Here is a 16,210-nt window from a genome sequence, read left to right as displayed (position 1 = left end):
CACCCAATATGCTTATTAATTGTCAAAATAAGATAGCGGTTTATTGATGTTAATCTTAGTACCGTAATATTTTTGCTTGATATACTTTTGAATATCCGCCCGATGGTAAAGTTTAACTAGTTTAAGATAACTAGCACGATGCTCGTTCTTAGCGGCCGTTGCTAAGATATTAACATTATCCCTAGTACTCTTATTCAGACTTTCGTGGAAAATCGAATCCCGTAAAACGTGTAAATGTCCTTCCAAAGCAACCGTATTCGAAATCAAAACTGCATCGACACTTTTAATGATCCGGGGACCAGTAGTATCATCGATCTGTTTGAATTTCAGATGACGGGGATTGCTTGTAATATCCTTCACTGAACCTAAGACACCAAAATTAGCTGCCAGTTTGATCAGGCCCGCTTTTTGGAGCAGTAACAAGCCTCGCGAAGCTTGTGAGGGATTGTCAGCAATTGCAATCGTAGCGCCATCCGGAATTTCATCAACGCTTTGATATTTTTTGGAGTAGATTCCCATTGGTTCCAAATAAGTCGTTCCTAACGCCGCCAACTTGGCCTTGGGATTCTGCTGATTATAAGTTTGGTAATATGACCAGGACTGAAAGGCGTTCACATCAACGTTACCGTCCACCGTGGCCTTGTTCAGCTGAACACCATCCGTGATTTGTTTAACCTTAATCGTTAAGCCCATCTTTTTGGCATCTTGGCTTTTAGCAATGTGCTGCCAGACTTCATAGTCCGATCCCATTGATCCGACCGTAATCGTGGCACTCTGTTGTGTACGGGCCGAATAACTCGTTATTTCATGTAATCCCACACAAATACCAACAATTGCAGCAATACCAATCAACCACCATGCTAATCGTTTCATCGGCTAATTCCCCCTTTATTAATGATGTGTGACGCTCTTAACGAGCCAATCACCAAACAGCTGTACAGCAAAGACTAAGATCAAAATGATGATCATTGCGACAAACGTCACGTCGTTTTCAAAGCGAGCGTAACCAATACTGATTGCAATATCACCCAAGCCGCCCGCACCGATCGCACCAGCCATCGTCGTCAGACCAATCAGGCTAATCACCGTCACGATTGAGACGCGAATCAAATCAGGTAGTCCCTCTTTCAAATAAACCCGAAAAATAATTGCAATGGGACTAGATCCCATGGACTGAGCAGCCTCAACGATTCCTTGGTCAACATCGAGTAACGCATTTTGCACTTGCCGGGCATAAAAAGGAAAAATACCAAAAACTAGTGGGACTAACGATGCCGTGGTCCCCACCGTTGTTCCGATTAAATAGCTGGTCAACGGCGAAATTACGGCCAACAGAATAATAAATGGCACCGAACGGAGTAAGTTGGTTAGCTTGTCTAACACTTGATACGAGGGGCCATCAGCTAAAATGCCATGGGGCTGTGTCACCACTAACAGTACCCCTAAACCCAACCCCAGTATTCCTGCAACCAGCGCGGAAACTGCGGTCATATAGAGGGTCTCTAACGTTGCTTGAATAAATTCAGCTTTCATTTGTAAGACATTCGGAATTAATGCTGTCATTAGTCCACCATTCCCTTCACAACTTCTTCATTGATAATGCGAGTGTGGACACCTTGAGCCGACATATTAGTGACCGCCACATTGAAGGCCGTTAAATCCCCCGTAATAATCGCAATCATGTCACCAACATTTTGACCATCGATCTGGTCGATATTGGCAAACAAAATGTTAACGTCGACCCTCAGCGTCTGCGATAACTGCGAGACAATTCCCTGCTTTGTTGATTGACCAACGAATTTGAACGCAATCAGCTCTTGGTCCGCTGCTAATTCACTCAATTTAATCGTTTTAGTGATTCGCTGAATGGCGGCCCGAACATTGGTAGATGTTTCCACAAAATCAACGGTCAGAGGTGCTTTGGGGGCTGTAAAAACCTCAGCAACGGGGCCCCGCTCAATAATCCGCCCATCAGCCATAACGGCGACATGATGACAAATACTCTTGATGACTTGCATTTCATGCGTAATGAGGACAATGGTAATCCCTAGCTCGCGATTGACCCGTTGTAGCAACTCAAGAATTGCCGCCGTGGTCTTTGGATCAAGCGCACTAGTTGCTTCATCAGAAATCAAGATTTGCGGGTCAGTGACTAGTGCCCGTGCGATTGCCACCCGTTGTTTCTGCCCACCAGATAATTTATCTGGGTAGGTCTGCGCATAGTCCGTTAACCCAACGAGCTTCAGTAGCCGTAATGCTTTGGCGCGTCGGTCCTGTTTACTAATTTTTTGACCCAATAATGGATAAATAACGTTTCCCAACACGGTCCGTGATTGCATCAAGTTGAAGTGTTGAAAAATCATCCCAACGTGTTTCCTGGCTTGACGTAATGCAGCTGGCGATAGCGTTTGTAAGGCCTGGCCATTGACGACTACCTGGCCCGTTGTCGGTGACTGTAATAAATTGATCACCCGTACCAAGGTACTTTTGCCAGCGCCGGAATATCCAATAATGCCATAAATATCACCCGTCTGGATCTGTAGATTGACATCTTGAACCGCGTGAACGACTTGGTGCCCGTCGTCAAAAGTCACTGCGATGTCTTTTAAATCAATGATTGCCTCTGTCATAGTCTGCTTCCTCCCATTAAAAAACGCCCATCGTCTCTAATCTGATTATCAGATTAAGGACGAATGGACGTTTTTCCGTGTTACCACCTTACTTCAAATGACCCTCACAGGCCACCGCACTTCAAGTACCGCCACTGAAAATTCTTAGCGAGACTCTAACCGCATAACGGGCGTAGCCGTCAACGCTTAACCCCGTCAGCTCAGCGTTGAAACTTGCATTATAAGACCATCTTCAACGTTGCGAAATGGCTACCTCGCACCAACCGGCAGTTCTCTAAGGCATTCCAACAACGGCTACTCATCTTAGACGTATTTATTAATATATTTACTTGGTTGTTTACAGTATTGCGCTATTTTAATGAGAAGTCAACATTTAATTATAACCATTTTCTAATTTATAGTGGTGCCCACTGATTTTGGTCCAATGATGTGCATCCCACCGGCTTACCAGGACAGGAAATCCTGGTGGTCCTGTTTTAACCTCAGTACGCTGCGCCAATGACGTGGGCAAACGCCATTGATATGAAACAACGACTAACCCATCCCGAAAAAAAGTGGTAGCGACGCCTCGCACAGGCAATCGCCACCACTTTATTAAAAATCAGTTTTCCCCGATAAGCTTTTCAGCACAGTGTTTAAGACTGGTCTTCACCTAATTTGAATAACGGAATCTTCGGACCAGCATTTGCGCCCGTCTGGCGTTGTGGTTGCGGAGCGGAATTCAAGCGTTGCTCAATACTGCGTTGGCGCTCTGCTTCCACCTGGGCAGCCGTTTTTAAGTTACGCTTCTGCCAGTTCAACAGAATTCGGTCCATATACGTCAAGTTATAGACTTGACGCAGAACTGCTTCCCGCAATGCCAATTCGATAACTTCTGGTTCATAATGGTCTTCGTCGAACCACTTACTAATACTTTCCATTTCGATCGGTGATAAGTCACGGCCAAATTCCGTCTGAATTGCCCGAAAAACCTTTTGCCGACTGTTTTCACTCGTGGCTTGTTCCGAAGCTTGAGTGCTAACTGGCTGCTTTTTGAGCGCAACTGCTAACTTATCATACAGGCCGTCAAAATTATAACGGTCATGAATTTTTTGGTCATCAGCCGTGATCGATTCAATCGTCAGCAATTTTTTGGCTAACATTTCATGTAGCCGCTGAAAAACGGCATTTGTCGATTCACCTAAACTCTTGGCAATTACCGCAGCATCTGGGAATTGATTACCCTGATCAATTAACCGTTTGAACTGCAAATAAACCAATAATTCATCGTTTGTGACCCCAATTTCACGATAGTGGGCCAATAATGCGTTCGCAATGGTCGTTTGACCATCATTCACTAACGCGGCAGCTAAGGACTCCATCTCGTTATCATCCTTTCACTATTAAGAGCGTGAGACTAGGTCCCACGCTCTTAATAAAACTAACCTTCAATTAAAGTTTACGGGTAAATCCGGTTCAACAACCGTGGGAACGGAATTGTCTCCCGCACGTGATCTTCGGCCGTAATCCAAGTCAAGAATCGCTCGAGTCCCAAACCAAAACCAGCATGAGGAACACTACCATACTTACGTAAATCTAAGTACCAAGCATAGTCGTCTGGATTTAAGCCGGCTTGTTTGATCTGGTCAAGTAAGTAATTGTAATCAGTTGCTCGTTCTGACCCGCCAATAATCTCACCATAGCCTTCTGGGGCTAATAAATCCGCACAAATCACCACGTCGTCCCGGGTTGGATGCGGCTTCATATAAAATGGCTTGATAGCTTTCGGGTAATTCAAAACGAAGACGGGTTGATCGAAGTGATCAGCCAAGAAGGTTTCTTCTGGTGAACCAAAATCAACACCCCAATCCACGTCAAAGTCATTTTCTTTCAACAATTCAATGGCTTCATCGTAACTGATTCGTGGATAAGGTAACTTGGTGTACTTCTTCAACGTTTCAACATCACGACCTAAAATGTCGAGTGCGTATTGACAATGATCAATCACACCTTGAACAAGAAAGGCAATATAACGTTCTTGAACTTCCAAACTTTGTTCTTGATGCATGAAAGCCATTTCTGGTTCAATCATCCAGAACTCAATTAAATGCCGCCGAGTCTTGGACTTTTCAGCCCGGAATGTTGGGCCAAAAGTAAAGACCTTTCCGTAGGCCAAAGCTCCGGCTTCGGCGTATAACTGACCACTCTGTGATAAGTAGGCATCCCGATCAAAATATTCAGTATGGAACAATTCAGTTGTCCCTTCAGGTGCACTCCCAGTCAAAATTGGTGAGTCCATCTTAATGAAACCTTCTTGATTAAAAAATTCATACGTTCCGCGAATGACTTCATTACGAATGTTCATGATTGCCCATGGCCGCTTAGAACGTAACCATAGATGCCGGTGATCTAGTAAGAAGTCCACCCCATGTTCCTTAGGCGTAATTGGGTATTCTTCACTTTCACCAACGACTACAATGTCTTCAACTTCGATTTCATAACCGAACTTTGAACGACTGTCTTCATGAATCACACCCGTAATCCACATACTGGCTTCTTGCTTAACTTCCTTAGCGAGTTCAAAAACTTCTTCGCTAACTTGGCTCTTAACAACGACACCTTGGAAAAAGGCGGAGCCATCACGTAATTGTAGGAAGGCAATCTTACCACTTGAACGTTTATTAGTGAGCCAAGCCCCAATCTTTACTTTTTCGTCGACATGGTCCTTAGCATCGATAATGTTGATCTGTTGCACCATTTACTTACATCCTCCAATTACTTTGCTTGTTCAGCAATTTTTTCTGTCATAAATTTTTGTAACCGTCGATGGGCCTCTCGCAAGGAATCGATATCAGTTGCATAGCTTAACCGTAAACAACCGGGCATGCCAAACGCCTCTCCAGGCACTAAACCGACATGGGCTTCTAATAACACTGCCGTCACAAAGGCCGGTGCATCTGCATAGCCTGTTAAACGCAATGCTTCCGTAATATCTGGGAACAAGTAAAAGGCTCCCGCTGGTTTGCCAGCAGGCATCTTAAACCCAGGTAAACGCTCGATCAGTGGGTATAGTTCGTTTAACCGCGCTTCAAAGCCCTGACGCATCGTTTCAACCGATGATTGGTCACCACTAAAAGCTTCAATCGCAGCATATTGTGATACGGCGGCTGGGTTGCTAGCAGCGTGACCTAACACGACCCCCATCTTAGCCATGATGGTTTGTGGCCCGGCAGCATATCCGATACGCCAACCAGTCATGGAATAGGCTTTTGAAACCCCATTGATCAAAACCACGTGATCCATATTAGCATCATCTAATTCTAACACGGATGTAAATTCATTACCGTTATATAATAACTTTTCATAAATTTCATCCGCAATTACCAAAACGTCGTGTTCAACGGCCCAGTTCACGATCGCCGTCAATTCTGCACGGCTGAATACCAGACCGGATGGATTCTGTGGCGAATTCAAGACTAAGGCCTTCGTCTTAGGCGTCCGCTGCGCTTCCAAATCAGCAGCGGTAAACCGCAACTGTTCATCGGTGCTAACTTCGACTGGCACACCACCAGCTAATTTAACTTGCTCCGAATAGCTGACCCAGTATGGGACTGGTAATAACACTTCATCGTCGGGATTCAGAATAACTTGGAATAACGTAAACAACGCCATTTTTGCGCCATCCGTTACGACGATCTGATTAGGATCAAAATGGTAGTGATGGTCAGCTTCAATTCGCTGACTGATGGCTTGTTTTAAAGCTGGTAATCCAGTTGCCGGTGTGTAGAAACTCGCTTGACCATTTTGAATACTATCAATGGCTGCTTGCTTAATGTTATCCGGGGTCTGAAAATCCGGTTCACCGATTCCTAAATTGATAACGTCAACGCCGTCCGCCATCATTTGCTTGGCAGTCGCACTGATCTTCAATGTCGCTGACGGTTGAACCTGCATTACTTTACGCGATAATTCCATGTACATCCGCACTCCTTTAACCTTAAATGTTAATAATTGATTTCAGCTGGTTTCCATTAGAATACTGCAAAATTTCATAACATAAATTCTTTTTCTGGTTCAAGTACGTAATTTCCCACACGACCGTCCCATCATACTTCCCAAGCGTCGCTTTGATAACCTTGCTAGGATTGCGTTTAGACCAGACCTTTTTCAAGGCTTTCGTACGTGAAATCCCAGCGGACTGTTTGATAACGGTCGTTTTATGATGTTTATTCGCGTTAATTAACGCGTATACCGGAACATTTTTACTCGACGTTCCCGTAACGACGTAATAACTACTGGTGCCATTGTACTGTGAAAAGGCCGTCGTGGTCTTTAGCTTGCCCTTGCTGACGGCCAGACTATACGCCGTCTTCTGGGCTTGGTGCATTGGCCGTTGTGCGGCCCATAACGTGCCATAGACCGCCACGATAATAGCTAAAATGACGACCAGAATAATCATAATGAGTCGCTCAGGGCGCCTTCTACGTTGAACTCGCATATGCTCTTCCTTTCAAAAACAGATAAATTAATTATAGCAAATTTAACTGATTGCGGAATGGTTTCTTACTTAGTTTTGAAAAAACTTTGAAGTTCCTGCGTAATCATCGTCAATGAACCGGTTGCGGGCGGCAACGTTTTCGGTAAAGCTTTAAGAATCGTCTGCCCGTATCGTTTCGTCATCAAACGGTCATCGAGAATCACCGCTGCCCCTCGGTCTTCATCCGTCCGAATCAACCGGCCGATTCCCTGACGTAACTTCAATGCCGCTTTCGGTAACGCTTCGTTATAGAACGGATTGAGTTGTGCTTGCCTTAGTTGTTGATAACGGGCCTTGGTTGTCGTCTGGTCGGGCGATTCAAACGGTAATTGCGTGACGATCAACAATTCCAACTGTTCTTGTGGCAAGTCGATCCCCTCCCAGAAACTACCGGCACCCAGGAGAATGGCATCGTCCCCCTGCATAAAGCGACGAAGCAGCTTTTCACGACTACCATTGACGCCTTGAGCCAAAATTTCGCGAACACCAGGTAGATCCGTTTGATGCAAACTGTAAAAGACTGCTTCAATCATATTCAGTGAATTGAACAAGACCAACGTTTGCTTAGGCGCTGCCATCACGATGTCGTGAATCGCATGCGTCAAGTATGCCACGCGCTGCTTGCCACTGGGTGCTTCCGCCGCAGTAGCATCCGTAGCGACGAATAGCCGTGCCTGGTGTTCTAAATCAAACGGTGTTGATAATCGGTGATGCTTAGCCGTTGCTTGGTCAATATCCAATTGCGAATAAACGTACTGAGATTTCCCAGTGGCAAATAGCGTGGCACCAGTTAATAGTGGCGCACTGAAGTAAGGATATAGTTGCGTCTTAAAATACCCTTGCGTATCGATCAAGCTACCCGCGAGCGTGAGACTGCCGCGATCATGCCATTGATTAAGGCTCACCCAGAAGACCCGTTGTTCCCGCGAAGCTGGCACTAACCACGTTTGTAATAACTCATAGCCCTGACGAAGATGTTGAAGACGATTGTCAAAGTCGTCGAGAACGTGTTGTTCACTAGGCAAGATTTGCGATTGATCATGTTGATACTGCTCATTTAATTGTTGAAACTGTAAAAAACAGTTTTCAATGGCCGTTTGTAATTGTTTGATCAGCGGATTGTGGGCCGCAAAGAAATCAGTCAACTGATCCGTGGTGATTCCTAATTCAGCAGGCTGATTGCCGCCCTTTTGTGCTGGTACAAACGTTCTGGCTAGCGCCGCCTGCAGTTGTTGCAGGTGTAGGTCAGTATCATTCAATGAATTATCTAATAATTTCAGACGATAATCGGCCTGTGGTTGTTCCGCGAACAGTGCCCGTAAATTTAGACTATGTTCCGTGTCAATGCGACTGATCAAGCTGTGGCAGGTCGCCATGTAGCCATTGAAATCAAACGTCTGCCGTGAGTCACGAACGACGCCATCTGCCAGATGCTGGGCCTCATCAAGAACCAGCAGTGGCCGCTCTTGACGGCTACCCAGTTGGGCCACGTGGCGCATCAGGTAGGCATGATTGGTAATGATAAAAGTCGCTTGCGCGGTCAATTGATCCCGAAAGCGTAAGAAATCTTCCTTAAAAAACGGGTCATCAGCTTTCAACGAGGCCACGCCATGATGGGCGATTTCGCTAAAGTACGGCGCTTGATACGTGCTCAAGTGCAATTCATCCAGATCACCAGTCGTTGTCATCGTTAACCACACTAGCACGCGCAACTTCAATAATTGCGTTTGCTTCGAATGTTCATGCAACGCCAAGCCACGGGCAAACCGGTTTAAATCAACGTAATGCTGATTACCCTTAATCACAACCGCCGTCACAGGATTAGGCAACAACTGATTCAACAACGCCACACCCTGATCACGTAACTGCGTTTGTAAGACCGTCGTCGCCGTGCTAACGACCACCTGTTGACCATCCTGTGCCAAGTAGGCGAGTGGCAGCAAATACCCGAGTGTTTTACCCGTTCCGGTCGGTGCTTCAATCAGCAATGGTACTTGTTCAGCAGACTGTTTTGAGTAGTGCCGATAAATCTGGTTCATCATCCGGGCCTGTTGTGGCCGATAAGTCAAACGATCACCAAAGATATGCTGCTTTTGTACTTTCGTCAACGGATAGCGTGCCGCTTTACGACCCGCGGCTTGCTGTGGCAATCGCTGTTTACGCAGAGCGAGCCCGTTTTTGATCACTAAGTCAGTTGGTAACTGCTGTGGATGTTGTTTGCCCTGTTGAAAGGCGTATGCAAACAAGTCAGCCGTTTCACGTGGTAACTCCGGTGCTAATTGCACCATTTGTTGTAACGTGATCAATGGTAAGTGTGCGAGCCGCTGTTGTAACGTGATAAACAAGTGGGCCGTAGCAATTGCATCACTATCCGCAGAATGCGGATGATTATGGTCAATCGCAAGCAAGTGACTCAAGTCCCGCAACCGAAAACTCGAAGCAGTCGGTAACAGAATTTGGCTAAGAGACACAGTGTCAACGGCCTGAATTGGTAGTTCTGGATAACCGACACGCTGCAATTCTGAATTGATAAATGGCAGGTCAAAGTTCACGTTGTGGGCGACAAAAACAGTCCCTTGTAATAAGCTGTATACCGTACCAGCCAGATCATCAAAGGGTGGTGCTTTGCGCACCCGTGCATTGCTGATCCCCGTTAAATTCTCGATAACGGCCGGAACCGTTGTTAACGGATTAACGTCCGTGGCAAATGTATTAATTATTTTATTATTCTTAACAAACGCGCAACCGATTTGAATAATCCGGTCGCCGTCCTTCACACTAGTTCCAGTAGTTTCAATATCAACTACCGCATAAGTTGTGTTTGGTTTCATGGTCATTTCCCCAAGTTATGGATTGTAAAGATGTTCATTAGATTGGTTACCGCTTGAATCCGTCATCAACACTAACGCTGATGTTCGACCAACTAATCGATCTTTATGGCATATCACGTGCGATGTGTTTGTAATCAGACTGAAGGCTGGTCCAAGTAGCGCTACACTTGGTCTCGACCACTAACTTTAACGGTTCGTCGGTCAGCCCAACTTAGCTGAGTTCAACCTACTAAACTGTGCCAGTGACACAAGTCGTCCTGATGACGCAAGCCGCTTGGCTCATCCTCCACACCGATCGTCACACATACGTCACGTCGATCCTTGTAAATTATAGCATATTCGGCGTAGGGAACTCAGCCCAACCAACTCTTAAGCCAAATTCGTCAGTCTGAGGACAACGGGCAGAGACTGGTCAAGAGTATGATTGAGCAACGATAAAGTTCATGAAAGTGTCTCGGCGTACATCTGCCATAACACAGTCAGCTGAGTACGCGCGCTTGAATAGCCGGCACTGCTACCCAAAATTTACTTTCCTAATTAGTGAATTCTGGGCCACGTAGTCCGTCACAAGCAGCTCAACTTCTTTTTCATCATTATCGGACTGATTTCTAATCATTTACTAATTTTAACATAGTAATCGATCTTCGTCTGCCGTTGATAACCAGTCTGTCCATACGCCCCTCACGTGAATGATTTAATTTAATTAAATTGTTACTTTTCAAACCAGTTTAACTTACATTTCAACTGAATTCAGCGCGTTCGCCGGGGTTAGCGTGGCAAAAGAAGCGCTAATAAGGTATTATGAAGCTATTATTAATCTACTTACAGAAAGGCAGCGACACGATTGAAAGATCTAGCTACCGGTACTAGTCATGCCAAAATTATTTTAATTGGCGAACATGGTGTGGTTTACGGACAACCCGCCATTGCCTTGCCGATTTCGACCATCCAAATGCAGGCCATTATTCACCGCCGTGATGCGGCGCAGACGGTCAAAAGCCGTTACTTCAACGGCGACTTTAAGATGATGTCTGCCAACTTAGGCGGTATTCAGACGCTCATTAGAACCTTACTTGCACGTTTTGGTGCCCCCGAGCAGGGCTTCGATATTCACATTACGAGCGACATTCCCTCTGAACGCGGAATGGGGTCCTCAGCCGCAGCAGCCGTGGCCGTAACGCGGGCTTTTTATGATTTCTTCGACCGACCACTCTCCCACCAAGAATTATTGGCCACTGCCAATGTGGCGGAAAGTTACACGCATGGTCAACCCAGCGGCCTAGACGTTGCGACGGCCAGTGCCAAAAGTCCCGTCTGGTTTGTCAAGGGTCGTGAGAACTTTCCGATTCCGGTAAAGCTTCCCGGCTATTTAGTCATCGCGGACACGGGTATTAAAAGTCAGACCAAAGTTGCAGTGGCGACTGTTCGCAACTTACTAATGGTTGAGGGTGCGACGATTCAAGCACGCATTGATGACTTGGGCCGATTGACTCGTCAGACCCGAACCGCGCTTGAAGATGGTGACATGGGGGCCCTGGCAACAGCCCTAAATGGTGCGCAAGATGACTTACGTTCCATGGGTGTCAGTCATCCTGCCCTTGAACAACTACTCGCAGTGGCTCGCCAAAATGGTGCGCTCGCTGCCAAATTAACCGGTAGTGGTCAGGGCGGTTGCTTGATTGCGCTCGCTCCGGAAGCCAGCATCGCCAACCAATTATCACAAAAATTGGCCGCAGCCGGTGCGACTGCGACTTGGGTCGAACCACTTTTGTGCGATGACTAATTTTAATTTTGGAGGAAAAGACATAGTGAAAACCGTTACGGCAAAGGCCCATACTAACATTGCGTTAGTTAAATATTGGGGGAAAAAAGATGCGGCGCTAATGCTACCACAAAATGGGAGTATTTCGCTGACCCTTGATCACTTCTATACCCAGACCAGTGTGACCTTTGATGAGCATCTTGATACTGACCAAATTTACTTTAACCATCAACACTTACCCACGGGCAAATCAGCACGAATCAGCCAGTTCCTCGACCTTATTCGCCAGCGCAGTGGTCAAACCAACTATGCAACGGTCAAAACCGAAAATCATGTGCCGACCTCAGCTGGCTTAGCCTCTTCCGCCTCCGGATTCGCGGCCTTAGCAGGGGCTGCTAGTCGTGCGGCTGGCTTACAACTAGATGCGGCTGATCTATCACGACTAGCACGCCGCGGTTCAGGCTCTGCAACCCGCTCAATTTTTGGTGGTTTTGTCGAATGGCATGCCGGCCATGATGATCAGAGTTCTTACGCGGAAGTCTTACAAGACCCGGTCGATTGGGACATTCAAATGATCGCCGTTGTTTTGAAGGCTACCAAAAAGCCAATCAGCTCAACGGACGGCATGGCACGGGTCGTCGCGACATCCCCCTACTATCCAGCTTGGGTCACCACGGCTGAGACGGACTTGAAGCGAATGCGCCAAGCCATTGCCGATCGTGATCTCACTGCTGTTGGCCAAATTGCTGAAACGAACGCAATGCGAATGCACGCGCTTAATTTGAGCGCTGAGCCCGCCTTTAACTACTTCACCGCAGATACACTGACGGCCATTCAAGCAGTCAACGACTTGCGTTCACACGGGATAAACTGTTATTATACTTTGGACGCTGGCCCAAACGTCAAAATCATTTGTGCGGGTCAAGATACCGACACCATTATGACCGGGTTACAACAACATTTTGACGCTGATCAATTAATCGTCGCTAAACCAGGTCCAGGTATCACGATAACGGAAAAATAATTCAGTTTAATTTAAAATGATCAGCGATGGTCATGAAAGGATATGATGGCATGATAACGGTGAAAGCCCCTGGAAAACTCTACATTGCCGGTGAATACGCCGTAGTGGAAAGTGGTTATCCAGCAATTATTGTTGCACTAGATCAATTTGTGACGGCAACGATTTCACCTAGCGAAACGATTGGGAGCATCGTTTCTGAGCAGTATCAAGAAAACTCAATCGTCTGGCGACGTCAGGGAGACGCGATGGTTTTTGATAATCGTGACAATCCCTTCCATTATATTTTAGCGGCAATCAATCTCACTGAAAGTTATGCCCATGAATTAGGGCGTGAACTTGGTGTTTATCATCTCGGTATCAATAGCGAGCTCGATAGTGCTGATGGTAAAAAATACGGTCTCGGCTCTTCAGCAGCGGTGACCGTGGCAACCGTCAAAGCACTATGTCAGTTTTACCATTTACCGATGGATAAAAATAAACTGTTCAAATTAGCCGCGATTGCCCATCTATCCGTGCAAGGCAATGGTTCGCTTGGTGACATTGCTGCCAGCGTCTATGGTGGCTGGATCGCCTACCATTCATTCGATCGGCAATGGTTACACCTACAACAAGCTCAGTCAAGCTTAAGTGATTTGTTGACAATGCCGTGGCCCGATCTAAAAATCGAGTTACTGACCCCTCCAGCAGCCTTACGTTTGATGATTGGTTGGACGGGTTCACCGGCCTCCACATCACACTTAGTCGATAAAGTGGCCTTAGTCAAGGCGAAGCAACGTAGCGAATACCAGACCTTTCTAAAAGCCAGCAAAGCTTGTCTAAAACGTATGATCACTGGTTTTCATCACAGTGACTTGCACGTGATTCAAACCGAGTTGCGAACGAATCGTCAACTACTTCAGAAATTGGGCTATTTCAGTCACGTGACAATTGAAACACCCCTGCTGCAGCGTATGATTCAACTCGCCGAAAGTGCTGGGGCGGCCGCAAAGACTTCGGGCGCTGGTGGTGGTGACTGTGGGATCGTTTTGATTGATCAAACCATCGACCCACGACCATTATTAGCTGCGTGGGCTCACGATGGTATCGAACAACTTAACTTAAACGTGCATACGGTTCAGGATACCGTTTTACCAAATTCTTAAGCAGTTTATTGACGAGCCTGGCAGCCTTGCTGGACTCGTTTTCAGATTCTAAATTAATTGGAGGTGGCACCGTGCCACAAAGTCAACAATCTCATCGGAAAGATGAACATGTTTCGTTAGCTGAAAAGTATTTTCATGGCGAACAAGCCAATGCCTTTGACCAGGTCCGGATTCGCCACGACGCATTGCCGGAAACTGCCGTGGCCGACGTCGATTTAGCCACCACCGTTGGCCAGTGGCATTGGGACAGCCCCCTCTACATTGAAGCGATGACTGGGGGCTCACAGCGAACGGGCGAAATCAACGCTCGTTTAGGCCGCATCGCTGCAGCTTGTGGCTTACCGATTGCGACCGGCTCTCAAAGTGTCGCCATCAAAGATCCCCAAGTAGCCCCCACTTTTGCCACGATGCGTGACCACAATCCGAACGGGCTGATCTTTGGCAATCTTGGTGCCGGCCACCCGTTATCTGCGGCCCAAACAGCGATTGCAATGCTCCAGGCCGATGCGCTCGAGCTCCATCTCAATGTCGTTCAAGAAATCGTCATGCCAGAAGGCGATCGTGACTTTCATTGGCTAACTAACATTTCGGACTTAGTCCAAGCCTTAACGGTACCAGTGATCGTCAAAGAAGTGGGCTTTGGTATTTCCCGCCCCACGATGCAACAGCTCTACGCTGCCGGCGTACGCTACCTAGATTTAGGCGGTCACGGTGGGACTAACTTTGTCGACATTGAGAATCGCCGACGTGCTAACCGCGATATGGCCTACCTTCACGACTTTGGCCTCACCACGGTTGAGTCCTTGCTAGGCGTTCAGAACCGACCGGATGATCTCACGGTCTTAGCTGCTGGTGGCGTTCGACAGCCACTCGACATCTTAAAAGCGTTGATGTTAGGCGCTGACGCGGTCGGCATGGCTGGCACCGTGCTACACGCTTTACTCCATCATACGGACGACGAAGTCATTGCGATGCTGACGGATTGGCAGTCGCAATTAAAACGCCTATTTGCACTCGTCGGCGTAACGCGTGTTGATCAATTCAAAAGTAGCCGTATTCAGGACAAGATTCTGTTATCACCTGAACTTGTTAACTACAAGCAATCGATTAAAGATTAAAACAAAGCGTGTCATCACAAACTACGGAATGTCATTCTATACTTGTGATGACGCGTTTTTGTTATAACCAAGTACACCAAAAAAGCAGTGTGCCCCTATGGCGAGCACTGCTTTTTGATCGTGGTAAAGAAAATAATTTCCATCATCTATTGATTGCTATTTTGACACGTATTGGTAGCGGTTCACGTACGTCCGTGGCTGACCAGCCCGTAGAACAACATCGCCAAAGCCATGATGATTAATAGCATCCGGCAAGGTTTGCAATTCCACGGCCAGCGCATGGTAGTCCCCTAAACGATACGACTGCGTTCGTTCGGGATTAGCGGTAAAGATAACTAAACCATTGCGATCCGTGTTGATGAGCAGTCGCCCGTGAGTCGTTGCCAACACGCCAGCGGGTTCATCCTGGTGGTCAAGCACATAGCAATCATCGTATTCCGTCCTGCCAGTTTCTTGGATCAATCGATCGAGCTGCGATTGAATCGTTGGCTGCTCACGAAAGTCATACGCTGGTGACGGGACGTAGAAGACGCCGGTCGGAACCTTCTCGTGATTCGTATGAACTAGCTTGGTCGAGTTGATACGTAATTGCTGGGGATTAATCAGTGCGGCCTGACCATCAAGATTAAAGTAAACGTGACAGGTCGGATTGAATAACGTATCAGCAGTGGTCACCCCGTGATAGCTGATTTGAACCTCATCATCGGCCGTTAACGTATAGCTTACAGTTACCGTCAAGTCGCCTGGAAAACCATCGTCAGCGCTCGCTAGCGTTGTCGTCAATGTGACAGTGTCGCCATCAGGATCAAAACGAGCTCGAAAATTATGCGTTTGTAAGCCATGATTGCCACCGTGTAGCAAATGCTGGCCGTTATTTGGTGGTAAGTGATACGTCTGCCCATTCAAGGAAAACGTCGCGTTACCGATTCGGCCAGCAACTCGACCCACTGTTTTGCCGACTTGATAAGGCGTCTCGATATAATCCGCCAAGTTATCAAAGTGAAGCACTAATGAGTGTGGCTGGCGGTCGACCTGCACTTCGAAGTCATACCACGTTGCCGCATAACTCAACACTTTTAGTTTGCTATGATGGATATTTTCAATCGTGTATAAATAGACTGACTCGCCTTGATACACACCAAATGGTACTGCAGAAATCGTACGCCTCATTCCCTTCGATCAGTGCG

The 16,210-nt window shown here is 46.8% G+C and carries 13 protein-coding genes; 4 read left to right on the top strand and 9 right to left on the bottom strand.

What is annotated here, in order from left to right; translation table 11 throughout:
• Positions 1-15 precede the first annotated feature (15 nt).
• From MMY95_RS10965 to MMY95_RS10930, 8 genes are all read right to left on the bottom strand, one after another.
• Positions 16-873, bottom strand: a complete 858-nt coding sequence (locus MMY95_RS10965; protein WP_015380333.1) for a MetQ/NlpA family ABC transporter substrate-binding protein — start codon at positions 871-873, stop codon at positions 16-18.
• A gap of 18 nt (positions 874-891) precedes the next feature.
• Positions 892-1,563, bottom strand: coding sequence for a methionine ABC transporter permease (locus MMY95_RS10960; protein WP_003640477.1), 672 nt, complete (start codon positions 1,561-1,563; stop codon positions 892-894).
• Positions 1,563-2,630, bottom strand: coding sequence for an ATP-binding cassette domain-containing protein (locus tag MMY95_RS10955; RefSeq protein WP_003644367.1), 1,068 nt, complete (start codon positions 2,628-2,630; stop codon positions 1,563-1,565). Before MMY95_RS10955 ends, MMY95_RS10960 begins: the two co-directional genes overlap by 1 nt.
• A gap of 635 nt (positions 2,631-3,265) precedes the next feature.
• On the bottom strand, positions 3,266-3,991 hold the full coding sequence (locus MMY95_RS10950; RefSeq protein ID WP_003644365.1) for a DnaD domain protein: 726 nt from the start codon (positions 3,989-3,991) through the stop codon (positions 3,266-3,268).
• Between the two features lie 77 nt (positions 3,992-4,068).
• Entirely contained in the window at positions 4,069-5,364 is a 1,296-nt protein-coding gene (asnS, locus tag MMY95_RS10945; RefSeq protein ID WP_015640374.1) for an asparagine--tRNA ligase, read from the bottom strand.
• A 20-nt stretch (positions 5,365-5,384) separates the two neighbouring features.
• The gene (locus tag MMY95_RS10940) at positions 5,385-6,584 is read right to left on the bottom strand and encodes a pyridoxal phosphate-dependent aminotransferase (RefSeq protein ID WP_027822580.1); all 1,200 of its coding nucleotides are present in this window, start codon (positions 6,582-6,584) and stop codon (positions 5,385-5,387) included.
• 22 nt (positions 6,585-6,606) lie between these two features.
• The gene (locus MMY95_RS10935) at positions 6,607-7,107 is read right to left on the bottom strand and encodes a DUF5590 domain-containing protein (protein WP_003644363.1); all 501 of its coding nucleotides are present in this window, start codon (positions 7,105-7,107) and stop codon (positions 6,607-6,609) included.
• A gap of 65 nt (positions 7,108-7,172) precedes the next feature.
• The gene (locus tag MMY95_RS10930; RefSeq protein WP_104795702.1) at positions 7,173-9,977 is read right to left on the bottom strand and encodes a helicase C-terminal domain-containing protein; all 2,805 of its coding nucleotides are present in this window, start codon (positions 9,975-9,977) and stop codon (positions 7,173-7,175) included.
• 844 nt (positions 9,978-10,821) lie between these two features.
• Between MMY95_RS10930 and mvk the strand changes: the two genes are divergently transcribed.
• From mvk to fni, 4 genes are all read left to right on the top strand, one after another.
• Positions 10,822-11,760: a mevalonate kinase gene (gene mvk / locus MMY95_RS10925; protein WP_053267277.1), complete on the top strand. Its 939-nt coding sequence runs from the start codon at positions 10,822-10,824 to the stop codon at positions 11,758-11,760.
• 25 nt (positions 11,761-11,785) lie between these two features.
• The gene (gene mvaD, locus MMY95_RS10920) at positions 11,786-12,763 is read left to right on the top strand and encodes a diphosphomevalonate decarboxylase (protein WP_076635296.1); all 978 of its coding nucleotides are present in this window, start codon (positions 11,786-11,788) and stop codon (positions 12,761-12,763) included.
• A 50-nt stretch (positions 12,764-12,813) separates the two neighbouring features.
• Entirely contained in the window at positions 12,814-13,905 is a 1,092-nt protein-coding gene (locus MMY95_RS10915) for a phosphomevalonate kinase (RefSeq protein WP_053267299.1), read from the top strand.
• Positions 13,906-13,976: 71 nt separating this feature from the next.
• Positions 13,977-15,023, top strand: coding sequence for a type 2 isopentenyl-diphosphate Delta-isomerase (gene fni / locus MMY95_RS10910; protein ID WP_003644359.1), 1,047 nt, complete (start codon positions 13,977-13,979; stop codon positions 15,021-15,023).
• Positions 15,024-15,179: 156 nt separating this feature from the next.
• Here fni and MMY95_RS10905 read toward each other — a convergent pair whose 3' ends face one another.
• Positions 15,180-16,193, bottom strand: coding sequence for an aldose epimerase family protein (locus MMY95_RS10905; RefSeq protein ID WP_003644358.1), 1,014 nt, complete (start codon positions 16,191-16,193; stop codon positions 15,180-15,182).
• Between the last annotated feature and the right edge of the window lie 17 nt (positions 16,194-16,210).

Origin of the sequence: Lactiplantibacillus sp. ME-2, assembly GCF_022549155.1 — a bacterium.
Lineage (GTDB): Bacteria > Bacillota > Bacilli > Lactobacillales > Lactobacillaceae > Lactiplantibacillus > Lactiplantibacillus plantarum.
The sequence above is the reverse complement of the archived record's forward strand: the minus strand, read 5'-3'. Positions and strand labels throughout refer to the sequence as shown.